Source organism: Dyella sp. 05T440, from assembly GCF_056395965.1.
Window position 1 is genome coordinate 114,884 of record NZ_JBFTKN010000007.1, and the last position, 22,827, is coordinate 137,710.

The 22,827-nt window shown below is 64.8% G+C and carries 24 protein-coding genes; 20 read left to right on the forward strand and 4 right to left on the reverse strand.

The window, feature by feature from the left end:
- The first annotated feature begins 40 nt into the window (after nucleotides 1-40).
- The gene (locus AC1DE1_RS11330; protein WP_441604267.1) at nucleotides 41-949 is read left to right on the forward strand and encodes a tetratricopeptide repeat protein; all 909 of its coding nucleotides are present in this window, start codon (nucleotides 41-43) and stop codon (nucleotides 947-949) included.
- Between the two features lie 4 nt (nucleotides 950-953).
- On the opposite strand, the gene AC1DE1_RS11335 is transcribed toward AC1DE1_RS11330, so the two are convergent.
- The 3 genes from AC1DE1_RS11335 to AC1DE1_RS11345 are packed head-to-tail and all read right to left on the reverse strand — an operon-like array spanning nucleotide 954 to nucleotide 3,336.
- Nucleotides 954-1,253, reverse strand: a complete 300-nt coding sequence (locus tag AC1DE1_RS11335; protein WP_477176061.1) for a DUF6587 family protein — start codon at nucleotides 1,251-1,253, stop codon at nucleotides 954-956.
- Nucleotides 1,250-3,094: a ferrous iron transporter B gene (feoB, locus tag AC1DE1_RS11340; RefSeq protein WP_477176060.1), complete on the reverse strand. Its 1,845-nt coding sequence runs from the start codon at nucleotides 3,092-3,094 to the stop codon at nucleotides 1,250-1,252. Before feoB ends, AC1DE1_RS11335 begins: the two co-directional genes overlap by 4 nt.
- Nucleotides 3,091-3,336, reverse strand: coding sequence for a FeoA family protein (locus AC1DE1_RS11345; RefSeq protein WP_441604270.1), 246 nt, complete (start codon nucleotides 3,334-3,336; stop codon nucleotides 3,091-3,093). Before AC1DE1_RS11345 ends, feoB begins: the two co-directional genes overlap by 4 nt.
- Nucleotides 3,337-3,602: 266 nt before the next feature.
- Between AC1DE1_RS11345 and AC1DE1_RS11350 the strand changes: the two genes are divergently transcribed.
- The 15 genes from AC1DE1_RS11350 to AC1DE1_RS11420 all read left to right on the forward strand — a co-directional run bounded on the left by AC1DE1_RS11350 (nucleotide 3,603) and on the right by AC1DE1_RS11420 (nucleotide 16,476).
- The gene (locus tag AC1DE1_RS11350; protein WP_477176059.1) at nucleotides 3,603-4,649 is read left to right on the forward strand and encodes an MBL fold metallo-hydrolase; all 1,047 of its coding nucleotides are present in this window, start codon (nucleotides 3,603-3,605) and stop codon (nucleotides 4,647-4,649) included.
- A gap of 74 nt (nucleotides 4,650-4,723) precedes the next feature.
- Complete coding sequence (locus tag AC1DE1_RS11355; RefSeq protein ID WP_477176058.1) at nucleotides 4,724-5,518, forward strand: enoyl-CoA hydratase-related protein; 795 nt, start codon at nucleotides 4,724-4,726, stop codon at nucleotides 5,516-5,518.
- 43 nt (nucleotides 5,519-5,561) lie between these two features.
- Nucleotides 5,562-5,954 (forward strand): VOC family protein, encoded by a 393-nt coding sequence (locus AC1DE1_RS11360; RefSeq protein ID WP_477176057.1) that lies wholly within the window; start codon nucleotides 5,562-5,564, stop codon nucleotides 5,952-5,954.
- 36 nt (nucleotides 5,955-5,990) lie between these two features.
- Nucleotides 5,991-6,509 (forward strand): cupin domain-containing protein, encoded by a 519-nt coding sequence (locus AC1DE1_RS11365; protein ID WP_441604274.1) that lies wholly within the window; start codon nucleotides 5,991-5,993, stop codon nucleotides 6,507-6,509.
- A gap of 174 nt (nucleotides 6,510-6,683) precedes the next feature.
- Nucleotides 6,684-8,672, forward strand: coding sequence for an ATP-binding protein (locus tag AC1DE1_RS11370; RefSeq protein ID WP_477176056.1), 1,989 nt, complete (start codon nucleotides 6,684-6,686; stop codon nucleotides 8,670-8,672).
- Between the two features lie 84 nt (nucleotides 8,673-8,756).
- Nucleotides 8,757-9,467 carry a hypothetical protein gene (locus tag AC1DE1_RS11375; RefSeq protein WP_477176055.1) on the forward strand — a complete coding sequence of 237 codons (711 nt, stop codon included), beginning with the start codon at nucleotides 8,757-8,759 and terminating at the stop codon, nucleotides 9,465-9,467.
- Between the two features lie 37 nt (nucleotides 9,468-9,504).
- Nucleotides 9,505-10,401 (forward strand): hydroxymethylglutaryl-CoA lyase, encoded by an 897-nt coding sequence (locus AC1DE1_RS11380; RefSeq protein ID WP_477176054.1) that lies wholly within the window; start codon nucleotides 9,505-9,507, stop codon nucleotides 10,399-10,401.
- Between the two features lie 141 nt (nucleotides 10,402-10,542).
- Complete coding sequence (locus AC1DE1_RS11385) at nucleotides 10,543-11,799, forward strand: sensor histidine kinase (protein WP_477176053.1); 1,257 nt, start codon at nucleotides 10,543-10,545, stop codon at nucleotides 11,797-11,799.
- A complete protein-coding gene (locus AC1DE1_RS11390; RefSeq protein WP_477176052.1) occupies nucleotides 11,796-12,560 on the forward strand; it encodes a LytR/AlgR family response regulator transcription factor in 765 nt (254 codons plus the stop codon). The genes AC1DE1_RS11385 and AC1DE1_RS11390 overlap by 4 nt, the downstream gene beginning before the upstream one ends.
- Nucleotides 12,561-12,602: 42 nt before the next feature.
- Nucleotides 12,603-12,977 (forward strand): hypothetical protein, encoded by a 375-nt coding sequence (locus AC1DE1_RS11395; protein WP_477176051.1) that lies wholly within the window; start codon nucleotides 12,603-12,605, stop codon nucleotides 12,975-12,977.
- A 112-nt stretch (nucleotides 12,978-13,089) separates the two neighbouring features.
- Entirely contained in the window at nucleotides 13,090-14,364 is a 1,275-nt protein-coding gene (locus AC1DE1_RS11400; RefSeq protein ID WP_477176191.1) for a metal-dependent hydrolase family protein, read from the forward strand.
- Nucleotides 14,361-14,846 carry a GNAT family N-acetyltransferase gene (locus AC1DE1_RS11405; protein WP_477176050.1) on the forward strand — a complete coding sequence of 162 codons (486 nt, stop codon included), beginning with the start codon at nucleotides 14,361-14,363 and terminating at the stop codon, nucleotides 14,844-14,846. Before AC1DE1_RS11400 ends, AC1DE1_RS11405 begins: the two co-directional genes overlap by 4 nt.
- A 9-nt stretch (nucleotides 14,847-14,855) precedes the next feature.
- A complete protein-coding gene (locus tag AC1DE1_RS11410) occupies nucleotides 14,856-15,455 on the forward strand; it encodes a YdeI/OmpD-associated family protein (RefSeq protein WP_477176049.1) in 600 nt (199 codons plus the stop codon).
- Nucleotides 15,449-15,913 carry a GNAT family N-acetyltransferase gene (locus tag AC1DE1_RS11415; protein WP_477176048.1) on the forward strand — a complete coding sequence of 155 codons (465 nt, stop codon included), beginning with the start codon at nucleotides 15,449-15,451 and terminating at the stop codon, nucleotides 15,911-15,913. Before AC1DE1_RS11410 ends, AC1DE1_RS11415 begins: the two co-directional genes overlap by 7 nt.
- On the forward strand, nucleotides 15,913-16,476 hold the full coding sequence (locus AC1DE1_RS11420) for an N-acetyltransferase family protein (protein WP_477176047.1): 564 nt from the start codon (nucleotides 15,913-15,915) through the stop codon (nucleotides 16,474-16,476). The genes AC1DE1_RS11415 and AC1DE1_RS11420 overlap by 1 nt, the downstream gene beginning before the upstream one ends.
- 31 nt (nucleotides 16,477-16,507) lie before the next feature.
- On the opposite strand, the gene AC1DE1_RS11425 is transcribed toward AC1DE1_RS11420, so the two are convergent.
- Nucleotides 16,508-19,603, reverse strand: a complete 3,096-nt coding sequence (locus tag AC1DE1_RS11425; protein ID WP_477179088.1) for a hypothetical protein — start codon at nucleotides 19,601-19,603, stop codon at nucleotides 16,508-16,510.
- On the opposite strand from AC1DE1_RS11425, the gene AC1DE1_RS11430 reads away from it, so the two are divergent.
- From AC1DE1_RS11430 to AC1DE1_RS11445, 4 genes are all read left to right on the forward strand, one after another.
- Nucleotides 19,602-20,009 (forward strand): hypothetical protein, encoded by a 408-nt coding sequence (locus AC1DE1_RS11430; RefSeq protein ID WP_477179089.1) that lies wholly within the window; start codon nucleotides 19,602-19,604, stop codon nucleotides 20,007-20,009. The two genes, AC1DE1_RS11425 and AC1DE1_RS11430, sit on opposite strands and share 2 nt — an antisense overlap.
- A gap of 194 nt (nucleotides 20,010-20,203) precedes the next feature.
- Nucleotides 20,204-20,965: an SDR family NAD(P)-dependent oxidoreductase gene (locus AC1DE1_RS11435; RefSeq protein WP_477176045.1), complete on the forward strand. Its 762-nt coding sequence runs from the start codon at nucleotides 20,204-20,206 to the stop codon at nucleotides 20,963-20,965.
- 172 nt (nucleotides 20,966-21,137) lie between these two features.
- Nucleotides 21,138-21,701, forward strand: a complete 564-nt coding sequence (gene efpL / locus AC1DE1_RS11440) for an elongation factor P-like protein EfpL (protein ID WP_121878629.1) — start codon at nucleotides 21,138-21,140, stop codon at nucleotides 21,699-21,701.
- Between the two features lie 114 nt (nucleotides 21,702-21,815).
- Entirely contained in the window at nucleotides 21,816-22,613 is a 798-nt protein-coding gene (locus AC1DE1_RS11445) for an N-acetylmuramoyl-L-alanine amidase (protein WP_477176044.1), read from the forward strand.
- Nucleotides 22,614-22,827: the final 214 nt, after the last annotated feature.

The following is a 22,827-nucleotide window of genomic DNA, read 5'->3' on the forward strand; positions in this document are numbered from 1 at the left end:
CTCGCTGCTCCACCCCAGGCAGACGATGCGAGGTGTCGCCATGACCGTGCGAAATCACCTGTTGCAAGCGCCGTTCTCCGCCATCCTGCTGGCCGGGTTATGGCTCTCCCCTGCCCTGCATGCCACGGACACTGCGCTGCCCACCATCCCCATCGACACGAAGGCGCCGCCGCCGAAAGTGGTGAGCTACCGGGCCACGCCGGACGTTCCCACCAGCCGCACCGATCCGTTCAATCGGCCCGAGGACGATGGCCGTCCGGGCGAATACTTCTTCTACCTGGGCGCGCTGGCCAACCAGAAACATGACTACGAGCACGCCATCGCGATGTACAAGGTGTCGGCCTCTTGGGCGTACAAGCCGGCCGAATACAACCTTGGCGTGATGTATCTCAACGGCCACGGCTCGCCGGTCGACCTGCCGCGTGCCATGGCCTGGTTCGCACTGGCCGCCGAGCGCAACGAAACGCAGTACGTCTACGCCAAGCAATTGCTCTACGCGAACATGACGCCGGAGCAGTTCGAACAGGCGAATGTGATATGGCGCGAACTGTTGCCGACTTATGGCGACGCCACCGCACTGGTGCGGGCCAAGGCGCGCTGGCGTGAGGTGCTGATGTCGGCGACCGGCTCGCGCGTGGGCTCGGCAGCGCCACATCTGGTCGTGGGCGGCACCACCGGCAGAAACAGTCACGAGTCGCCGATCAGCTATGACGTTGGCAACGGTGGCATGCAAGCCTTCACCGCCGGTGAAGTCACCGGCGTGCATCAGACGGATGGCGTCATCGCCTATGAACAGTTGCGCGCCAGCGATGACCCGTACGATCCGAAGTTCGCCTCTTACCTGCTCTCGGGCACGGTGACGGTGGGCATTCTTACGCCGGTCAAGTCGGACGACCCGGCAACGCACAAGATCAATCCGCCGATGGAGCTGCCGGGGAACCGTCAGTAAGTTGCTACTTGCCGCGCGGACGGAAATGAAGAGGCTGCACGTCGCGCGCGGCAGCCGGCGGCTTGGGACCGCAAGAGCCACAGGTATCGCAACCATCGCTGCAATTGCCGCTGGACTGCTTGGGCTGCAGGCGGTGTGCCAGCGCACGCTGCCATGCCGCGCTGCCCTGCCGGTCAAGACGCAGCGCCAGCGATGCCAGCCAGCGGCTGGTCAACTTCGGCGCCAGTTTACGTAGCGTGATCCATGCGCTGATCAGCACGATCGCGCCGATGATCACGTATTGCACGAGCAACCCAGTACTCATGTCAGCCAGCTTGTGATCTGGTAAGTGAGGAACGAGGCGATATACGCCACCACGAACATGTAGCCAAACGAGATGCCCACGTTGCGCCACGAGTTGGTCTCGCGGCGGATCACCGCCAGCGTGGACATGCACTGCGGCGCAAACGCGAACCACACCAGCAAGGACAACGCGCTGGCCAGCGAGAAGTTGGCCGCCAGCGCCTGCGCCAGGCCGGCGCCATCGGCACCGTCGCCACCGACCGCATACACCGTGGCGAGCGCGGCCACGGCGGTTTCACGCGCGGCAAATGCGGGAATCAACGACACGCTGATCTGCCAGTTGAAACCCAGCGGCGCAAAGATGAATTGCAGGCCGCGACCCATGTAACCAGCGAAGCTGTAGTCGATCGCGGGACCGGTGGCGCCTGCCGGCGGCGACGGGAACGTGGACAGAAACCACATCAGCACGGTCAGGCCGAGGATGATGCCGGTGAGTCGCTTGAGAAAGATCGTGCCGCGCTCCCACAAGCCCAGTCCCACATCGCGCAGCTTGGGCAGCCGATACGACGGCAGCTCCATCAGCAATGCGTGCTCACTGCGATCGCGGCGCAGCTTCTTCATCACCCAGCCCACCAGCATCGCGCCAAGAATGCCTGCCGCATACAACGCGAACAGCACCAGGCCCTGCAGGTTGAAGATGCCCAGCACGCGATGAGTGGGTATGAACGCACCGATCAACAGCGCATAGACGGGAAGACGCGCGGAACACGTCATCAACGGCGCGACGAGGATCGTCGACAGGCGATCGCGTGGGTCGGTGATGCTGCGCGTGCCCATAATGCCGGGAATGGCGCAGGCGAAGCTGGAAAGCAGCGGAATAAAGGAACGCCCGGTCAGCCCCACCGACACCATCAGGCGATCGAGCAGGAAGGCTGCGCGCGGCAGGTAGCCGGACTCCTCCAGCACCAGGATGAAGAAAAACAGCACCAGGATTTCCGGCAGGAAGCCGATCACCGTGCCGAGGCCGCCGAACACGCCGTCGACCAGCAGGCTCTGCAGCGGACCGGCCGGCATCCACGCGGTGGCGTGCTCGCCCAGCCAGCCGAAGCCGTCGCCGATCAGATCGGTCATCGGCTTGCCGGCGGCATACACCGCCTGGAACACCAGGAACATCACCAGGGCAAGAATGGCCAGGCCGAACACGGGATGCAGCGCCCAGCGGTCGAGCGCGTCGTCGATCTCCGCCGTGGCGCGCGGCATGGTCACGGTGGCTGTCATCAGCTCGCGCACCTGCACATGCAGATCGGCGCGGCTTTCGGCGTCATCGGACTGCGCGGGCGCGGCCTGCGGAATCTCACCGTCCACCTGGGCGATCAGCGCTCTTACGCCGTCGCGTTTCACCGCAACGGTTTCCACCACGGGAATGCCCAGGCGTCGCGCCAGTTCCGGCACGTCGATGACGATGCCGCGACGACGCGCGGCATCCATCATGTTGAGCGCCAGCACCACAGGGCGACCGAGCCGCTTTACTTCCAGCACGAAGCGCAGGTGCAGGCGCAGGTTGGTGGCATCGGCCACGCAGACGATCAGATCGGGAACGGCCTCGCCCGGATAATTGCCTTCCAGCACGTCGCGCGTGATCTGCTCATCGGGGCTGGTGGCGTCAAAGCTGTAGGTGCCGGGCAGGTCGAGCAGCTGCAGCACGCGGCCGGAAGGCGCCGTGAATCGGCCTTCCTTGCGTTCCACCGTGACGCCAGCGTAGTTGGCCACCTTCTGGCGACCGCCGGTGAGCTGGTTGAACAGTGCGGTCTTGCCGCAGTTGGGATTGCCGACCAGGGCGATACGCAGCGTGCCCGCACTCATCCAGCGTTCTCCGACTGGACCTGCACGCGCTCCGCCTCTTTGCGGCGCAACGCGAAGCGCGTCGAGCCGATCTGGATCAGCAAGGGATCTGCCCCCAGCGGGCCCTGCGCCACCACGCGAACCGGCTCGCCCGCCACGAAGCCCAGGTCGCGCAGGCGCTGCGCAATCGGGTCGGAAGCGTGAGCATCATCCACTCGGTCCACCACGGCAGTAGCCCCTTTCGGAAGATCGGACAGGCGCACTGGTCACCAACTTAAATAAGAATGGTTCGCATTGTACATGAGCCATCCGGGTACTGCAGCGCGGCCGGATGCCGCCTATAGGCCCGTTAAGCCGCAAGAACATGGGGCTGAACCGCCACCATCGCGGCCGCCTTGGAACTGGCAGCCACCGCCCCGATAGCAGTGAGGCAGGCCATCGCAAGCCACTGCGACGCCGCTACCCCATGGATACCGAGGTTCACATGGCTCTATTCGCCAGACACGCAAGCGGGTTACGTCTCGAACGCATGCAAGCTTCCTCGCAGTACGCCGGCGAAGCCTTTGCCAATACCTATCCGTCCAGCACACCGCGCGTGGCCGACGACAAGCCTTCGCTGGTCGATTTCATTTTCCACGGCGAAGGACGCACGCCACCCCGGCCACTGCCCTCGCTCGATCCGCGTGCCGCGTGGACGCGCCCGGTGGAAACCGGCCTGCGCAGCACCTGGCTTGGCCATTCCACCGTGCTGCTGGAAATCGACGGCGCGCGCGTGCTCACCGATCCGGTCTGGGGTGAGCGTGCCTCGCCGTTTTCATTCATGGGCCCAAAGCGCTTCCAGCCCGTGCCGGTGGCGATCGACAAGCTGCCGCCGCTGGATGCCGTGCTGATCTCGCACGATCACTACGACCATCTCGATTACCCGAGCATCCGCGCGCTGGCGAAGCTGGACGTGCCCTTCATCACCTCGCTGGGCGTGGGCGTGCACCTGGAAGCCTGGGGCGTGCCGGCCGCGCGCATCACCGAGCTGGACTGGTGGGAAAGCACCACGCTGCCGTGCGGACTGACGCTCACTGCCGCGCCCTCGCACCACTTCTCTGGCCGCAGCCTGCACGACCGCAACGCCACGCTGTGGTCGTCCTTCGTGTTGCGCGGCGAACGCCATGCGGTGTTCTTCAGCGGCGACACGGGCCTGTCGCCGCATTTCAGCGAGATCGGCGAGCGCCTCGGGCCCTTCGACCTGGTGATGATCGAAGTGGGCGCGTTCCATCCTTCGTGGGGCAGCGTGCACCTGGGTCCCGACAATGCCATCAGCGCGTGGCGCCAATTGGGCAGCGGCCGCTTTCTGCCGGTGCACTGGGGCACCTTCAATCTGGCCATGCATCCATGGGCCGAGCCGGCCGAGGTCTTGCTGGCCCGGGTCCCGGAGGGCCTGGTGATGCCCCGCCTGGGCGAGGCGATCGAACCTGCGCAGTTTGAAACGGTGCAACCGTGGTGGCGCGAACTGAGCGCCGAACACTCCAAGGGATGCGCACGGCAAGCCGCCGAATTCCTGGTGCTGCCGGCCAAGGACTAAGCCCCGCATCCCCGGCCCACGAGATGGTCGGGGATGGTTCGGTTTACGATAGCGCTCCCCAGCAGGAGCTTTCCATGGCCAGCAGCATCCAGATCGCCGATCACGGCAGCGTGCGCCGCATCGCACTGAATCGCCCGCAGGTGCACAACGCCTTTGACGATGGCCTGATTGCGGAGCTTACCGACGCGCTGCAGCAGGCCGGCGCAGACAGCGCGGTGCGCACGGTGATTCTGACCGGCGAAGGCGCCAGCTTTTCCGCCGGCGCGGATCTCAACTGGATGCGCGGCATGGCGAGCGCGAGCGAAGCGGAGAATCGCGAAGACTCGCTGCGCCTCGCAGCGCTTATGCGCACGCTGCAATACCTGCCCAAACCCACCATCGCCCGCGTCAACGGCGCGGCGTATGGCGGCGGCGTGGGCCTGGTGGCGTGCTGCGATATCGCCATCGGCGTGGACAGCGCGCGCTTCGGCCTTACCGAAGTGAAACTCGGCCTGGTGCCGGCGGTGATTTCGCCGTACGTCATTCACGCGATCGGCTTGCGACAGGCGCGTCGCCTGTTTGTCACGGGCGAGTTGTTTGATGCCGCCACGGCGCTGCAGATCGGCCTGCTTCATCAGTGCGTGCCAACCGATCAACTGGATAGCGCGGTCGACGCTGCGCTTGCGTTGCTTTCAAAGGCCGGACCGGTGGCGCAGGCGCAAGCCAAGCAGCTGGCATTGCGCATGGCCGGCGCCGATGAGGCGCAAGCGGAAACCACCGATCGCGAAAACGCTGCACTGATCGCACGCCTGCGTGTATCGGCAGAAGGTCAGGAAGGGTTGGGCGCGTTCCTGGCCAAACGTGCTGCTGCATGGTGTGCGGCAGACTGATACGTCATCCCCGTTGACCGATTCTTTCGTCAGGAGCGACACGATGATCGACCATGTCGGATTGCAGGTTTCCGGCTACGAACGCAGCCGCGAGTTCTACCGCAAGGTGCTCGCCACGCTGGGCGGCGACTTGGTGATGGAGGTAACCGAGGAGCAGACGGGCGACGGTTCGCACGCCGGATTCGGCATCGCCGGGCGCCCGACGTTCTGGATTGGCACCTCGCAGACCGCCCACGCCAGCGGCGCCGTGCACGTGGCATTCACGGCCCCCGACCGCGCTGCCGTGATGGCTTTTCATCGCACCGCCATTGAGGCGGGCGCCACCGACAACGGCGCGCCGGGCCTGCGTCCGCATTATCACGAGCACTACTACGGCGCCTTCGTACTCGACCCCGATGGCCACAATATCGAAGCGGTCTGCCACCAGCCGGGCTGACGCCGCAGACAACGACCACTCCATGGAGACCACGCCATGACGCATCCGATCATCAATATCGCCGACGTCCAGCTGCAGCCGTTTCCGCCGGGCATGGGTCCCACCGGCGACACCGCCGAGCGTTTCGAAGCGCGCATGGGTCGCTTCGGTCCACAGATCGGCGCAAAAAAACTGGGCTATAACATCACCGCGGTGCCGCCCGGCAAGCGTGCGTTTCCGCTTCACTGTCATCGCGTCAACGAGGAAATGTTCTTCATCATCGAAGGCAGTGGCGAAGTGCGCTTCGGCGAGGAGCGCTATCCGATCCGCGCTGGCGACGTCATCGCCTGCCCGCCCGGGGGCCCGGAGAAAGCGCATCAGATCATCAATACCGGCGCGACCGAGATGCGCTATCTCGCAGTGAGCACCAAGGAGTCGCCGGAGATTTGCGAATACCCCGATACCGGCAAGATCGGCATCCTGGCGGAATATCCGCCGGCGGCCGATGGCACGCCGCAGGGCTTTCGCATGGTGACGCGGGCCGATATGCAGGTGGGGTACTGGGACGGGGAGTAAACCCCTCAGTCCTGTGGGAGCGCACCCTGTGCGCGACGGGCGAACGGTGAGGTGACGGCCGTCGCGCACAGGGTGCGCTCCCACAAGGGTTTTGGCGGACATGTTGCGCCGCGCATCGGCTCCCGCGCCCCAATCTGGTAGTTTTGGCGGCTCCCAGCCTCCCCCGGAAGCCGCATGTTCGAGCGCGTACTCATTGCCAACCGTGGCGAGATCGCCTGCCGTGTCATCCGCACCTGCCGACGCCTGGGGATCCATACCATCGCGGTGTATTCGCAGGCCGATGCCAATGCGCAGCATGTGCGCCTGGCGGACGAGGCCTGGCCGATCGGCGGCCCGCGCCCGACGGAATCCTATCTGCGTGGCGATGCCATCCTCGAGGTGGCGCGCAAGAGCGGTGCGCAGGCCATTCACCCGGGTTACGGCTTTCTTTCCGAAAACACCGCGTTTGCGCGCGCCTGTGCCGATGCCGGCATCGCTTTTATCGGCCCGCGCCCGGAAAGCATCGACGCGATGGGTTCCAAGGCAGCCGCCAAGGCGCTGATGGAACGACATCAGGTGCCCCTGGTGCCGGGTTATCACGGTGACGACCAATCTGCCGACGTGCTCGCCGAGCAGGCGCGTCGCACCGGCTTCCCGTTGATGATCAAGGCCGCGGCCGGTGGCGGCGGCAAGGGCATGCGCATCGTCCGCAGCGAGGCGGAGTTCGTCGATGCCTTGGCGTCCGCGCAGCGCGAGGCGGCCAGTTCGTTCGGCGACACGCGCGTCATCCTCGAACGTTATGTGGAGCATCCGCGCCATATCGAATTCCAGGTGTTCGGCGACACGCAAGGCAACGTCATCCATCTCAACGAGCGCGAATGCTCGGCGCAGCGCCGCTACCAGAAGGTGCTGGAGGAAACGCCCTCGCCCTTCCTCGACGACGCACGCCGCGCTGCCATGGGCGCTGCCGCTGTCGCCGCGGCGAAGGCGGTGAACTATGTCGGCGCGGGCACGGTGGAATTCATCGTCGCCCAGGACGGCGAGTTCTTCTTCATGGAGATGAATACGCGCCTGCAGGTCGAGCATCCCGTCACCGAAGAAACCCTGGGCCTGGACCTGGTGGAATGGCAGCTGCTCATCGCCGCCGGCCACCCGCTGCCTCTCGCGCAGGAACAAATCAAGGCGCATGGCCATGCCATCGAAGTGCGCCTGTATGCCGAAGATCCGGACCAGAACTTCCTCCCCGGCTCCGGCAAGCTGGTGAAGTTGCGTCTGCCTGCGCCGTCGCGCCACGTGCGTCTGGATGGCGGCGTGATTGAAGGCGACACGGTCACCATCTTCTACGACCCGATGATCGCCAAGCTCATCGTGTGGGACGTCGATCGCCCGCAAGCCCTGCAGCGCTTGCGCGATGCGCTGATGGCCAGCGAAATCGTGGGGCCGAAATCCAATATCGCCTTCCTCGAACGACTCTCGCGCCACCCGGTGGTGGTCGAAGGACGCATCGACACCGGCTATCTCGACCGTCACCTGGACCAATTCCTGGCGGGTGATGTGGCGCCGGCGGCATCCGTGCTGTTTGCCGCGGCCGTGGCCGCACTGATGCACGAAGAGACCAGCGTGACCTCCAACGCCAGCGATCCGCATTCGCCCTGGTCGCGCGCTGACGCATGGCGCGTCGGTCATGCCGGCAAGCGCATCGTTGCCTTGTCGCTGCATGGCCAGCGCCATGAAGTGGAAGCGCATGGCCATGACGGCAACTATCAGCTGCGCTATGCCGACGCATCCTGCGACGTGCAAGGCGCTCGCCTTGATGCGGACGCATTGAGCGCACGTTTCGACGGTGAGGCCATGCGCGTACCGGTACGCGCGGACGCCTCCCGCGTGACCGTGCACGACACGCAAGGCTATCGCTATGCGTTCGAGCGCGCGCCCGCCTTCGCCTGGGAATCGAAGGAAGCCGCCGGCGGCAACCAGATCACCGCACCGATGCCAGGCCGTATCGTGCTGGTGAAGGCCAATGCGGGCGATACCGTCGAAGAAGGCCAGGAATTGCTGGTGATGGAGGCGATGAAGATGGAGCTTGCCTTGAAGGCGCCGCGCAGTGGCAGCATCGCCAGCGTGCACGCGACCCAGGGCGACTTCGTCGAAGCGGATACGGTGTTGCTGCGCTTCGCCGACTGAAAGCGCGGATTGACGCCGCGTCGACAACACAATCTCGACGCTTGCCCCATCGCCCGGGTCCTTGCCCGGGGCTGGGGAGAATCCATGCTCGCGCCTTTTCGTTGCTTGCGGTCGACGTTGTTGCTTACCCTGATCGCCATCCCGCTGCTGGCTGCCTGCGGCAAACACGAAGGTGAGGCCACATCCGGCGCCGAGAACAGCCAGGCAGACGCCGCGAAGCAGGCACGGGAAGACGCTGCTTCCACGGCCAAATGCGCCGACAATCCCCTCGCCCCGTCGCTACCGCCCAAGGACGAGATCGGCGGCCTGCCGTTCCGCTTGTGGGATTGCACGCCCACCAGCATTCGCGCGGTCTACGGCAAGAACGGAAGCAAGCAGGTTGAAATCTCGGTGACCGACACTCGCCCCGCCGATACCGGCGCTCCCGCGGGTACGGAAGACGTCAACGGGCGCACGCGCGACATGCAACGCTCGGTGACGCGGCAGGCCGTCGAAATGCTCACCGTCATGACCGATCCGATGCAGACCAACGCCGAATCTTTTCGCGCCCTGGGCGGCCCGGACTACGCGCCCGTGCTGGTGCGTACCTCGACGCCGGACTCGTTCGTCATCCACGTCACGGCGCAGTCGGAAGTCGGCCCCGCCCAAGCCATCGCGCTGTTCAGCGATCGGTACGTAGTCACATTGCAGTCCACCGACCACGGCAGCGCCCTGACCGGCCTGACCACACCGCAGGCGCAGGCGTTGTATCTGCCCTTTATCCAGCCATTCCACCCCGAGCGACTGCCACATTGATGCGCCGCCCCGGCGCCAACGCGCTATGCTGATCGGCATGAGCACGAACCATGTCCGCATTGTCGAAGTCGGCGCACGCGACGGCCTGCAGAACGAGAAAACCCTGCTGCCCGCCGACGTGAAGATCGCGTTGATCGATCGCCTGTCCAGCACCGGCCTGAAGACCATCGAAGCCACCAGTTTTGTCAGCCCCAAGTGGGTGCCGCAACTGGCTGACGCCGCCGAGGTGTTCCAGGGCATCCGCAAGGTCCCCGGCGTGAGCTATCCGGTGCTGGTGCCCAACGAGCAGGGCTACGAGCGCGCCCGCGCCGTGGGTGTCACCGAGATCGCGATCTTCACTGCCGCTTCCGAAGCGTTCAACCGCAAGAACATCAACGCCTCGATCGATGAATCGATCGAGCGTTTCCTGCCAGTGATGGCTCGCGCGAAGCAGGACGGCGTGAAAGTGCGCGGCTATGTCTCCACCGTGCTGGGCTGCCCGTATCAGGGCGATGTGCCGGTCAGCGAGGTGGTACGCGTGGCGCGTCGACTGCACGAGGTGGGCTGCTACGAAGTCTCGCTGGGCGACACCATCGGCGTCGGCACGCCGGCCAAGGCACGCGCCATGCTGAAGGCAGTGGCACAGGAGGTACCGATGTCGGCCCTCGCCGTGCATTTCCACGACACCTATGGGCAGGCGCTGGCCAATATCCTCGCCTGCCTGGAAGAAGGCGTGCGCGTGGTCGACAGCGCGGTATCGGGTACGGGCGGCTGTCCCTACGCCAAGGGAGCCACCGGCAACGTCGCCAGCGAGGACGTGGTCTACATGCTGCACGGCCTGGGCATGGAAACCGGCATCGATCTGGACATCCTGGTGGCCACCGGCGCCTGGCTGGCTGGCCAGCTGCACAAGGAAACCGCCAGCCGCGTGACGCGGGCGCGCACCGCGGCCTGATCCGTCGGCGCCTGCGCGGCGCCCTGCTTCATCCCGGCCCCGGCCCGTTTCGTCGCCCCAAGGGCCGGTTCCGTCGAAAACCACGCGCCAGCGCCAAAGCAGCTGGTTATGCTCCGACGCATCCCAATCAAGGACGTCGTGATGAAGAGCGTTTTCTTCGTAGCCCGCCTGGTCGTGTTCTGGTTCTTCGTGCTGCTGTTTGTGGCCTTGTTGCTCGCCAACAGTCCGCCGCTGCGCTACAGAGATACCGGGGCCATGTTCGTCCTGCTTATCTTCCTCACCCTGGTGATGGTAGTGACCAGCGCAGTGACCCATCTGCGCCGCGTGCGTCTGATCGCCGGGCATCTCGACGACAGCACCATGGGCAACCGCCAGCGGCGGCAGATCGAGATACCGCTGGAAGCCGGCGAAGCCTTCGACCTGCTCGACGCCGCCATCCGCGAACTGCCGCGCAGCGAAGACGTGGAAAGCGCCCGCGACAGCCTGCAGATCCGCGCCAAGGTACAGCGCCCCAAGGCCTATGGAACCAATCCGTTCGAACGTCTCGACCCGTCGCTGTGGTTCGGCCATGTGCGCAACCAGATCTTCGCCACGGTCACGCCGCGCGAGGGTTCGGGCAGCGTCACGCTGATCTGCGAGCCGGAAGCCGGCGCATGGACCGACTGGTTCCGCGTGGACGACGGCACCAACCTGGAGAACGCCGAGGCCATCACCCGCGCCATCACCCGCCGCATCGCCGAGAAGCGTCGCCAGGAACAACGCCGCGCCACCCAGACTGAAAACGAGAAGGAACGCACCGTGGCCCGCCTCAACCTGCTGCATGCGCAGGTGGAGCCGCACTTTCTCTACAACACGCTGGCCAGCGCGCAATACCTCACGCGCACCGATCCGCTGCAGGCCGATCACATGCTCGGGCATCTGATCCACTATCTGCGCCACTCCCTGCCGCAGCGCGACGATGCGCTGTCCCTGCTGGGCGATGAGCTGGAACGCACCCGTGCTTATCTGGAAATCATGCGGCTGCGCATGGGGCCGCGACTGTCCCTGCAGATCGACGTGCCCGATGCGCTGCGCGCCATCGCCATGCCGCCGATGATGCTGCAGACGCTGGTGGAGAACGCGATCAAGCACGGCCTGGAGCCCAAGCCCGGCGGCGGCACGGTGTGGATCCTGGCGCGCCGCGACGACAACACAGTGTCCATCACGGTCGCCGACGATGGCCGCGGTTTCAGCGACGCCAGCGGCGGCACCGGCATCGGCCTGAAGAATGTGCGCGAACGTCTGCGCCTGATCTATGGCACGGACGCTTCGCTCTCGGTGGTCAGCAATGCGCCCGAAGGCGTGGCCGCCACCATCACCCTGCCCCTGCGCAACGAGACCACGGAACACGCGTCGTGACCACTGCCATTCTTGCCGAAGACGAAACCCTGTTGCGCACGGCGCTGCGCGATCTGCTCGCGCGCGTCTGGCCGGAATTGGAGATCGTCGCCGACTGCGAAGACGGCGCCAGCGCCCTGGAAGCGATCAGCGAGCATCAACCCGACATCGCCTTCCTCGATATCCGCATGCCGGGGCTCAGCGGACTGGAAGTCGCCGAGGCTGCCGCCGAGGCAAGCCCGCAAACGCAGGTGGTGTTCACCACCGCCTACGACCAGTACGCGATCGATGCATTCGAACGCGGCGCCGTGGACTATCTGCTCAAGCCCATCACCGAGGCCCGGCTCACCGCCACCATGCAGCGCCTGCAGACGCGCGCTGCGCCCCGCGCGACGGATGCAGCCGCGCTATCGCAGCTGCTGCGCGATGTGATGCTGCAACCTGGCACGCGCGCCGAGCCGCTCACCTGGATCACCGCCAGCAACGGACGCGAAACGCGCCTGGTCATGGTGGACGACGTCGCCTATTTTCGCGCCGACAGCAAATACACCATCGCCATGACGGCCGACGGCGAGGCGCTGCTGCGCAAGCCCATCCGCGAACTGGCGGCGGTACTCGACCCCGCCGTGTTCAAGCAGATCCACCGCTCCACCATCGTCAACCTGCGCGCGGTCGCCTCGATCGTCCGCGACGACACGGGCAAGGGCACGCTGCGGCTCAAGCAGCGACCCGAAACACTGGTGGTGAGCCAGCCTTTCATGACGCTGTTCCGAAACATGTAAGTACCGGAAACCTTCCCCTGCCGAGCATCACAAGAGGTCACCATGGAAAAGCTGATCCTTTTGTTCTATCTGGTGTTATCCCTCACCGGTTTCGAACCCACACGCACCGTCGTCACCCACGAACTGACCCACGGGATCGACCTGGTCTACAGCAAGATCCAGATCTCCGGCGAGCTGGCCACGTTCCGCTGCCTGCGCAGCCAGAGCGGCCTGTGCCACTTCACCGTACTGCCCGGCTCGTGCAGCACCAGCCACGTCGCCTGCGAACCACCGATCACCGTCTTCACCATGCGCCAGGGCGATACGTTGTTGTTGACGCGTCTTCCCGACGATTTCGCCAGCTGCGTCACCTCGGCACCGACCGCCGAAGGCGCCTGCGCGCAGCAGCTCGCCAGCGCGGGTCGCCCCGCCCTCTGAACCGCGGTCTCGCGGCGCAGTGCCCAGCCTCGCTAGAATCGGCAGGAGCGACGGGCGGGAGCGAGCAATGCGGTGCAAACAGCGTCAAGGTTGGATCGGCCTGCTGACGGCCATGGCCATGGCCAGCGCCACGGCGGCGACCGCGGTGCCACCCAAGGGCGATGTGCTGCTGGTGCCTGATCGCGTCTGGACCGCTGACGGCGACGCTGCGCATGCGGGATGGGCCGTGCTGGTGCATGACGGCGCCATCGCCGCCGTGGGACCGGTGGACAGCCTGAAGGCACCGGCCAGCGCCCAACGCATCGCCCTGCCCGGCGCCACGCTCACGCCCGGCCTGATCGACCTGCACTCGCATGTCTTCCTGCATCCGTACAACGAGACACTGTGGAACGACCAGGTCCTGAAAGAACCGCAGGACTACCGCACACTCGAAGCCGCCGCCCATGCGCGCGCCACCCTGATGGCGGGCTTCACCACGCTGCGCGATCTGGGCACCGAAGGCGCAGGCTTCGCCGATGTGTCGATCAAGCGAGCGATTGACGAAGGCATGATTCCGGGCCCGCGCATGTTCGTCGCCACGCGTGCCATCGTAGCGACGGACAGCTATGGCCCCGGCCCACGCGGCTTTCGCCCCGATATCGATCTGCCCGGCGGCGCGCAGGAAATCAGCGGCGTGGACGAGGCCATCCGCGCCACCCGCGAACAGGCCGGCCATGGTGCCGACTGGATCAAGCTCTACGCCGACTACCGCGTGGGCGCCGACGGCAGCACGCAGCCCACGCTGTCGCTGGCCGAAATGAAAGCCATCGTGGATACCGCACATCTGTCGGGAAGGCCGGTGGCTGCGCATGCGTCCAGCGACGAAGGCGTACGCCTCGCGGTGGAAGCGGGCGTGGACAGCATCGAGCACGGCTATGGCGCGAGCGAGGCTACGTTCCGCCTGCTCAAGCAGCACGGCACCGCGTACGAACCCACGCTTACCGCGGTGGAAGCCACTGCGCAGTATTTCGAGCACTACGTGCCCGGCCAGAGTGAACCCACCGCGCGCATGAAGGAAGCCGAGCGCGCCTTCCGCACCGCGCTCAAGCTGGGCGTCACCATCGGCAACGGCAGCGACGTGGGCGTATTCACCCATGGCGACAACTGGCGCGAGCCGGCCAATATGGTGCGCGACGGCATGACGGCGCCGCAGGCTTTGCATGCCGCCACCAATATCGCGGCACGCATTCTGCGTCAGCAGGACAAGTTCGGCCGCATCGCGCCCGGCCTGCGTGCGGACCTCGTCGCTTTCACGGGCGATCCGAGCACGCATATCGACGATCTCCAGCATCCCGTCTTCGTGATGAAAGACGGCAGCCTCTACCGCACACCACAAGCCACGCCATGACCGACTTCCTGATCCGCCCCATCGAAGCACGCGACAACGCCGCGGTCGCCGACATCATCCGCACCGTGATGCCGGAATTCGGCGCCGACGGCCCGGGCTTCGCCATTCACGATGCCGAAGTGGGCACCATGTACGAAGCCTATACGCGCCCACGCAGCGCCTACTTCGTGGTGGAACGCGATGGCAAGGTGATTGGCGGCGGTGGCGTCGCGCCGCTGGAGGGCGGCGAAGCGGATGTGTGCGAGCTGCGCAAGATGTATTTTCTACCCGAGGCGCGCGGCATCGGCGCCGGCAGCGCCATGATGCTGCGCTGCCTGGATGCCGCCCGCGAACGCGGCTTTCATCGCTGCTACCTGGAAACGCTCACCGGCATGGATGCGGCCCAGGCGCTGTATCGTCGGCACGGCTTCCGCACGATCTGCGCGCCGATGGGCGGCACCGGACACTTCAGCTGCGACCAGTTCTATCTGCGCGATTTGTAGGAGTACCTCATGGCCCACGATCACCGCATCGATGCCTACATCCTTCAGGCGCCGCCGTTCGCCCAGCCCATCCTTGAGCATCTGCGCGACGTGGTGCACGAGGCCTGCCCGGAGGTCGAGGAAGGCATCAAATGGAGCATGCCGTTCTTCAGCCTCAACGGCTCGCCGATGTGCCAGATGGCGGCGTTCAAGCAGCACTGCGCGTTCGGCTTCTGGCGGCACAAGGAGGTCACCGGCAGCGATCGGGCGGATGGCATGGGCCAATTCGGCAAACTGACCTCGCTGAAGGATCTGCCCGCGAAGAAGACCCTGATCGCGCTGATCCGCAAGGCCAGGGCCTTGAACGAAACCGGTGTAAAGGTCTCCCGTCCCAAGGCCGCACCCAAACCCGCACCGACACTCCCGGATGATGTCGCCGCGCTGCTGGCGATGAAGAAGCACGCTGCCGCCCGCAAGACCTACGAGGGCTTTCCGCCCAACGCGCAACGCGACTACGTCGAGTGGATCACCGAGGCGAAGACCGAGGCCACGCGCCAGAAACGCATCGCCAGCACGCTGGAGTGGCTCGCCGAAGGCAAGCGGCGCAACTGGAAGTACGAAGCATGCTGAAGGCGCCGCTACTGCATTTTGAGCTCGACGACCCCACGTCGCCGGACGTCGCCCTGTTGATCCGTGAATTGGACGGCTATCTGGCCGAGCTCTATCCCTCGGGCAATATCCGCCACATGACGACCGAGGAACTGAGCCAACCCAATGTCAGCTTCCTCACCGCCCGCGTGGATGGCACGCCGGTGGCATGCGGTGCCTTCGTGGCGCACGAGGACTACGTGGAAGTAAAGCGCATGTACGTGCTGCCCGCCTGCCGTGGATTGGGGCTTGGCAAGCAATTGCTCGAAGCACTGGAAGTGGAAGTCGCGCGCTCCGGAGGACGCATCCTGCGCCTGGAAACCGGCACGGCGCAAACCGAGGCGCTGGAACTCTACGCACGCGCCGGCTATCGTCGCTGCCCACCGTTCGGCGAACACCAGTCCAACCCGCGCAGCATCTGTATGGAGAAGGTTCTCTGATGATCCGCATTGCCCACGCCGACGATGCGGCGGCTGTCCACGACATCTATATGCCCTCGGTTCTCCATGGAGTAGAAACCTTCGAGACCGAACTGCCCGGCATCGACACGATGCGCGAGCGCATCCTCACTCGCCTTCGCCACTACCCGTGGATCGTCTGGGAAGAGGAAGGCCGCGTGTTGGCCTATGCCTATGCCAGCCGCTTCCGCGAACGCGCCGCCTACGACTGGATCGCGGAGACCTCGATCTACGTACACGCCGATGCACGGCGTCGCGGCATCGCGCGCAAGCTCTACGGCACGCTGCTCGACGTGATGCGCCTGCAAGGCATCAACCAGGCTGTCGGGGTGATCACCCTGCCCGGCCAAAGCAGCGTGACCATGCACGAAGCCATGGGCTTCACGCCGGCTGGCGTGTGGCGTAGCTCCGGTTACAAGCTCGAGCAATGGTGGGATGTGGGCGTATGGCAAAAGGAACTGCAACCGACGCAGACGCCGCCGCAGCCCGTGACGCCATTCCCCGCGGTAGACGCTGAGCAACTGAAGGCTCTTTTCACGGCATAAGCCGTCGGCCAGTACCGGGCCCGTTTTGCGCTCATCGCAGCGAGTTGATCGCCTTCACCGCGCTGTTCAGCCAATCCCAGGCATCGGGCAGAAACACGGTGATCAGAATGGACCCCATCGCCAGCAGCTTTGGCCACAAGGCGGACAACGCCCCGCCAAAGGTCAAATGGTCCTCATCGTTGGTGAACATGCGTCCCAGCAAATAGTCCTTCTCCAGCGTCAGCACGCCGTAGGTGATGGCGGCAAAGCCGAGCACCATCAAAATGGCCGCCGCCGTCGTCTGCAAACGCTCGTAAACCGGTGGATAGACCTGGATCAACATCAGCGTCACGGTGGCGCCCAGCACCGCGCACCACGCACTGGACCTTACCGCCGTACCGGCCAGTTTCATCTGCGCTACCAGGACGGCCTGCCATTGGCGAAGCTTTTCCTTGTCAAACAAGGGATCGATCGTGCCGTCGAGCAAGGCATTCGTCTGCCGCACCCAGGCGGCAAAATCTGGCCTGCGCAGCGCGTTGTAGTTGTCGATGCGCATGACAGCGTTGAACGGGCTGCGCGGTCGCTCATCCAGCAGCTTGGGCGTTGGCCATTCCTTGACTGTCGTGGATTCCTGCACGGCAGTCACCGTCCTGCTGAGCTCCAGGCTCATGCAGCGCCAGCGGTCCAGGCCTTCCAGGTAGAGAACCAGGAAGAAGCCACTGCTGCCCAGCACGAACGCGCCGGCAAACGCGGAGAGCCAGACCGAATGGGCCCCGCTTGGCCGGTAGTCGTTGACGCAAAGCACCAGCACGAGCAACAGCAGTGCCGTGGCGATCGAAGCGCGGTAGTACGGGCGGTGCCGGAGGCGAACCTTGAGACGCGACGAGGGGTTCACATGCTCAGCGATAGCAAGGCAATAGGCATTCCACACCCTCATCCGAACGCAACAGAACGCCATGAAACACGCATAGGCAAGACACAGGCAGATCAACGCCCAGCCATCCGTGCCATGCGCCAGGTCCGTGTCGCCGGGCGTCGCCGGAGGAAACATCACGATGATCTTGTACGCGGCAATGAGGATGCCGAACGCGGCAAAAGCGATCCAGGGCACCAGCCAGATCCAGCTTGTCCTTGGCTCGCCTGCCAGCTTCGATGATGCTTGCGCGCCGTTTTGCGTCTTCAACATGTCCATCCAGCGCATGGCGTGGCGGCTGAGCGGGAGCGTCGCCAGTTCGGGCGTGCGCCCGTTGCGAACCAGCCATATGGCCGTGACCAGCAGGATGCCAAGCACGATGCCCATCGACAGGTAGACCGGCTGCTGCAGTTGCATGCGGGTATCGGCAACGATGGGAATGTCGCCGAATCTCCTGCTTGTCCGCTGGGCTTTACTCTCGTTTTGTTGCTTGCCCTGGACTTTGCTCTCGGTTACTTCATCGCCCTGGACTTTGCCCGCGTTTTGTTCGTCGCCACGGCCCAGACCCGACTCGTCGACACGCTGGAAGCCTGCCAATGTCGCCACCAGCATATTGGGTCGGTTGGGCGAGGCGTCACTGGGGCAAATCAGACCCACGACCGCGCGAAACATGTTGGCCGCGTAATCCGTCGGAAACGAGAAGAAGCGTCGATTGCCAGACTGGCTGCATTCGTTCGAAGACACCCCTGGCGCGTTGCCCACTGAACGATGCGCCGCCTGCTCGAGCGGCGGCGCATCGGGGTCATCCTTGGGGAAGCAGTCCAGCCCTGAAGCGTTCAGGCAAAGCAGGCTCTTGCCGGCCGGCATGATGATGCTCCCGCGGCTCATGGCGCGGTAGTCGGGATGCACCATCAGGTTGTCCTGCTCCAGCACCACCGGGAGCGCGCCAGGAAATGCATTGCGTATCTCGCTCAGCAGGAACAGGCGATCGCGCACATCGGTGGCCACGATGACGACCGCCGCAGGCGTGACATAGCGCTGCAGGGCGTCGAAGGTCTGGTAAAGCATCAGCTCGTCCGAACGCGAGCTCAAGCTGGGCTGGTACGTCGGCGGTTGATCGACTCCGGTTTCCACACCGGTCAGATCCAGCTCGAGCAACCGCTCGGGGAGCAAGCTGCGACGTTGCTTGCTCTCTTCCTGTTTGAGCTGGACATGCTCGGAGCGAATAGCGGCGATGTTCGGCGGAAACTGCACGCTGATGAACTGCACCTCGCCTTTCTTCGCCGATGAGGACGCCGGCGCCGGCGATGACGAGGGCGGCGATGGCGATGACGGCGAAGCCGATGAGGACGGCGGCGATGGCGATGATGACGGCATCGCCAGCTTGGAAGCGCCCAGGCCAAAACTGGATTCTTCGCTGAGTATGACTACTTTGTCGTTGTCGTGAATCCGGCTTTCCAGATAGCGCTTCACGCGTTTCAACTGATCCCCGACGCTGTAGGCCAGCGGCGTATAGGCCAGCGTGACGAATGGTTTCAAATCGTTCGTGGCGAGGTAAGCGTTCTGTACGATCTGATCGTTGCTGTCGACGCTTGCGGAAGGTGCCCTGAGGAGGATGTTCAGGTGGCCGACGCCCTGGCATCCGGCCGTCGCCGTTTTCGCGGCCTCCATCGCATGTTCCCTTGCGTCCGTGGCGACCTTGCTCAGTGCCGATGCCATCGATTCCATGGCCCCGGAAAAGGTGGGACCGATCACGGCAAGGTTCGCATCGCACGACCAGGAGACGCCCTTGGTCGGCGCCTTCCAGGCAATCTGGTCGCAATCGATCTGGTTAAGCGCCTCGGGCAGCGAGTTCGTCTCCTGGCGATTGCTCGCGTCCAATGCCATCGCACAACGTGCAGCGCGAATGAATGACTCCGGATGAATGCCAAAGCTCGGTGTCTCGCCTACCAAAAACAGCGCGTAATAGGTCGACTCACAGGCATCGGCGTTTGCTTGCGTGTCCGTTCTGGATTTGCAGTTGCGCCAGTTGTCCTTGCGAAAAAGCATCACGCTGGGCAGCGTGCGGCGGCTCGCCTCCGTTTCATTGGCAGTGGACTTGCCGTCGGGTGATCGGGGCGCCCAGGTGAAAGCAAAACCGTCCAGCACGAATTCCTTGGCCTGAAACGCAGCCACGAGTGCGGTCAGCTCGGTGTCAAAGGACCGGCCAAGCCGCGTCTCCACGGGATCGGGCATGGTCACCACGGCGGCGTGCACATTGATGGCGGCATTGCTGGGCAGATGTTCGAAAGGCCGCAATGGATGCGGGAGCTCGGACGCCGCCACGAAATACGATGACGAAGTCACTGCGGGCGGCGCGACCGACGAAGCGGCCGCGGCAACGACGCTGGCTTCCCCCGAAGCTTTCGCTCCGATGGCCGGTGCAGCGCCGATCAATGTGGCGACGAGCAGCCATCGCGCCAACAGCGCCACGAAAGAGCCCTTCGACACCGCTGCCGAGGCCACCGGTATTCCCACTGATACAGCAGCTCCCTGGGCGGGATGGATCATGGCGACTCTCCCTTTTGCGATCGCGCCACTCATCTCACTGCGCTTGTTCTACGCCACAAATCAGCCAAAAACCCTTGGAAGCATGGCTTAAGCCGCGGCACCAAAGGACATACGTATAACCAACTACGTACCGTGTCGAAGCGACGCGGTGGCTCCTGCAGGCATTGCCCGGCACGCACCGCCCGGGGTCTCTCTATGGCCAAAAAGCGCCACGGAGCAAGGGGTGGCGTCTGATGCGGCCTGCTGCGCTACCATTGGCGTTTTCCACCGCGTTTTGGACTCCCTATGCAGCTCAATCAGGTCAAGGCGATCATCACCGGCGGCGCCTCCGGTCTCGGCTACGCCGTAGCCCAGCATCTGGTCGCCAATGGCGCCAAGGTGGCCCTGTTCGACGTCAACGAGGAAAAGGGCCAGGAAGCCGCCACGGCGCTGAAGGGCCACTTCTTCCGCACCGACGTCACCTCGGAGGACGGCGTGTCCGCCAACGTCGCCGCTGCGCGTGATGCGATGGGTGGACTGAACGTGCTGGTCAACTGCGCCGGCATCCTGGGCGCGGGCCGCATGCTCGGCAAGGAAGGCCCGATGCCGCTCAATACGTTTGCCACCACCGTGATGGTGAACCTGGTGGGCAGCTTCAACGTCGCCAAGGCTGCCGCCTCGCTGATGCAGAACAACGATACCGGCGAAGACGGCGAGCGCGGCGTGATCATCAACACCGCTTCCGTCGCTGCGTTCGAGGGTCAGATCGGCCAGGCCGCGTACTCGGCCTCCAAGGGCGGCGTGGTCGGCATGACGCTGCCGATGGCGCGCGAACTGTCGCGCTTCGGCATCCGCGTGGCCACGATTGCCCCGGGTATCTTCTGGACGCCAATGGTCGACGGCATGCCGCCGCAGGTGCAGGAATCGCTGTCGGCCTCGATCCCGTTCCCGTCGCGCCTGGGCAAGCCGGACGAATTCGCCAGCACGGTGGCCTTCATTCTCGGCAACCGTTATATCAATGGCGAAACGATCCGCCTTGATGGCGCGGTGCGTTTGCAGCCGAAGTAACCCTACCAAACCGTCATTCCGGCGCAGGCCGGAATCCAGTGACTGTATGGCGCGGTTGTCGCGAATGGCGTGGGCGTATACGTTGGGCCGCGCGATAACCTGACACCACGCAACTGGATTCCGGCCTGCGCCGGAATGGCGATCAAGAACTCACCCATCCGGTCCTGCATCCATGAAAGCTTCCGACGTCAAGAAAGGCAACGTAGTCGAACACGACGGCACCGTTTACCAGGTGCGCGACATCGAGCGCAGCTCGCCGACCGCGCGTGGCGGCAACGTCACGTTCCGTTTCACCATGTATTCGATCCCCGGCGGTCGCAAGTTCGACCTGAGCCTGCGCGCCGATGACGATCTCAAGGAAATGGAGCTGGTGCGCCGCGAGGCGAACTTCTCGTACATGGACGGTGAGGCATTCGTCTTCATGGACAATGAAGACTTCACCCAGTACCTGCTTTCCACCGAACTGGTTGGCGATAACGCCGGCTATATCGTGGAAGGCGTCGAAGGCTACTACGTGCAGCTGATCGACGATGCACCGGTGGGCCTGCAGGTGCCGACCAGCGTGACGCTGACCGTGGTCGACACCGCCCCGGAAATGAAGGGCGCCAGCGCCACCAAGCGCACCAAGCCAGCCAAGCTCAATACCGGCATCGAAATCCAGGTGCCCGAGTACATCAGCAACGACGAAAAGGTGTGGGTGAACACGCTGACGGGCGAGTTCGCCGGCCGCGCCTGATCGGCGCTGCAGGTTGGACACGAAAGCGCCGGGGAAACCCGGCGCTTTTTGTTTGGCTTGACGCGGTGGCGCAGCTGCGGCACGTTCGCCTCTTCCCGCCCAGGAATGAATGCCGTGTCGCGTCCCCACGCTCCGCATGCTCGTTTCTTTCGTACTCGCCATCTGCTGACGCTGGTGCTGCTGGCGCTGGCGCTTTCGGCGTGTGCACCGGCGCCCGTGCGCAATCCCATCGCACAGTGGGTGCCCTCGCCCAATTTCGATGCGCGCCGTCCGGTGCTCATCGTGATTCATTTCACCAACGAGCATTCTGCCGAGCAGGCGCTGCACACGTTGCGCACGGCCAACAGCGGCGGACCGGTGAGTTCGCACTATCTGATCGGCAACGACGGCCACCTCTATCAACTGGTCGCCGATAGCGAGCGCGCGTGGCACGCCGGCGCGGGACGCTGGGGCACGATTACCGACGTCAATTCCGCCTCCCTCGGCATCGAGCTGGACAATGATGGCGACTCGCCGTTCACCCAGGTGCAGATCGACAGCCTGCTGCGCCTGCTGGCCGACCTCACCGATCGCTTCCGTATTCCACGCACGCAGATCATCGGCCACGAGGATCTCGCGCCCGGTCGCAAGGACGATCCCGGTCCGCGTTTTCCGTGGCAGCAGCTGGCGCAGGCGGGCTTTGGGCTGTGGCCGCGGGGCACGCTGGTGGACCCGCCGGCGGGGTTTGATCCGTGGGCGGCGTTGGGGTTGATTGGGTATCCGCTGGACGACCGGGCGTCCACGGTGCGCTCGTTCCATCATCATTTTCGGGGGATGGATGGGGATGCGTTGGACGCGCAGGATCTGCGCATTTTGTACAACTTGTCGCAGCAGCTTGGGGCTGGTGGTGGGGTGATGCCGGTGGCGGGGTAAGCGCCCGCGCGCGACACTTCGCGCCCTCTCCCCGGAGGGGAGGGGGTTGGGGCATTGCCACCTTTACGGTGGTGAGGGGCGGGTGGTCGCGGGAACGTTTCTATCTGGTCATTCCGGCGCCGGCCGAGATCCAGAGCCTCGGTGATTGGCTGTTGCCTCTCCGCCAGCGTGCCGCCTACGCGGCGGGCGTTTCGATCGGCTGCCGCCGCTCGAG

Excerpts from the sequence above, each read along its gene's own strand:
- AC1DE1_RS11330 (WP_441604267.1), top strand. The coding sequence starts at position 41 with ATGACCGTGCGAAATCACCTGTTGCAAGCGCCGTTCTCCGCCATCCTG.
- AC1DE1_RS11335 (WP_477176061.1), bottom strand. The coding sequence starts at position 1,253 with ATGAGTACTGGGTTGCTCGTGCAATACGTGATCATCGGCGCGATCGTG.
- feoB (WP_477176060.1), bottom strand. The coding sequence starts at position 3,094 with ATGAGTGCGGGCACGCTGCGTATCGCCCTGGTCGGCAATCCCAACTGC.
- AC1DE1_RS11350 (WP_477176059.1), top strand. The coding sequence starts at position 3,603 with ATGCAAGCTTCCTCGCAGTACGCCGGCGAAGCCTTTGCCAATACCTAT.
- AC1DE1_RS11355 (WP_477176058.1), top strand. The coding sequence starts at position 4,724 with ATGGCCAGCAGCATCCAGATCGCCGATCACGGCAGCGTGCGCCGCATC.
- AC1DE1_RS11360 (WP_477176057.1), top strand. The coding sequence starts at position 5,562 with ATGATCGACCATGTCGGATTGCAGGTTTCCGGCTACGAACGCAGCCGC.
- AC1DE1_RS11365 (WP_441604274.1), top strand. The coding sequence starts at position 5,991 with ATGACGCATCCGATCATCAATATCGCCGACGTCCAGCTGCAGCCGTTT.
- AC1DE1_RS11370 (WP_477176056.1), top strand. The coding sequence starts at position 6,684 with ATGTTCGAGCGCGTACTCATTGCCAACCGTGGCGAGATCGCCTGCCGT.
- AC1DE1_RS11375 (WP_477176055.1), top strand. The coding sequence starts at position 8,757 with ATGCTCGCGCCTTTTCGTTGCTTGCGGTCGACGTTGTTGCTTACCCTG.
- AC1DE1_RS11380 (WP_477176054.1), top strand. The coding sequence starts at position 9,505 with ATGAGCACGAACCATGTCCGCATTGTCGAAGTCGGCGCACGCGACGGC.
- AC1DE1_RS11385 (WP_477176053.1), top strand. The coding sequence starts at position 10,543 with ATGAAGAGCGTTTTCTTCGTAGCCCGCCTGGTCGTGTTCTGGTTCTTC.
- AC1DE1_RS11395 (WP_477176051.1), top strand. The coding sequence starts at position 12,603 with ATGGAAAAGCTGATCCTTTTGTTCTATCTGGTGTTATCCCTCACCGGT.
- AC1DE1_RS11400 (WP_477176191.1), top strand. The coding sequence starts at position 13,090 with ATGGCCATGGCCAGCGCCACGGCGGCGACCGCGGTGCCACCCAAGGGC.
- AC1DE1_RS11405 (WP_477176050.1), top strand. The coding sequence starts at position 14,361 with ATGACCGACTTCCTGATCCGCCCCATCGAAGCACGCGACAACGCCGCG.
- AC1DE1_RS11410 (WP_477176049.1), top strand. The coding sequence starts at position 14,856 with ATGGCCCACGATCACCGCATCGATGCCTACATCCTTCAGGCGCCGCCG.
- AC1DE1_RS11415 (WP_477176048.1), top strand. The coding sequence starts at position 15,449 with ATGCTGAAGGCGCCGCTACTGCATTTTGAGCTCGACGACCCCACGTCG.
- AC1DE1_RS11420 (WP_477176047.1), top strand. The coding sequence starts at position 15,913 with ATGATCCGCATTGCCCACGCCGACGATGCGGCGGCTGTCCACGACATC.
- AC1DE1_RS11430 (WP_477179089.1), top strand. The coding sequence starts at position 19,602 with ATGGTCACCACGGCGGCGTGCACATTGATGGCGGCATTGCTGGGCAGA.
- AC1DE1_RS11425 (WP_477179088.1), bottom strand. The coding sequence starts at position 19,603 with ATGCCCGATCCCGTGGAGACGCGGCTTGGCCGGTCCTTTGACACCGAG.
- AC1DE1_RS11435 (WP_477176045.1), top strand. The coding sequence starts at position 20,204 with ATGCAGCTCAATCAGGTCAAGGCGATCATCACCGGCGGCGCCTCCGGT.
- efpL (WP_121878629.1), top strand. The coding sequence starts at position 21,138 with ATGAAAGCTTCCGACGTCAAGAAAGGCAACGTAGTCGAACACGACGGC.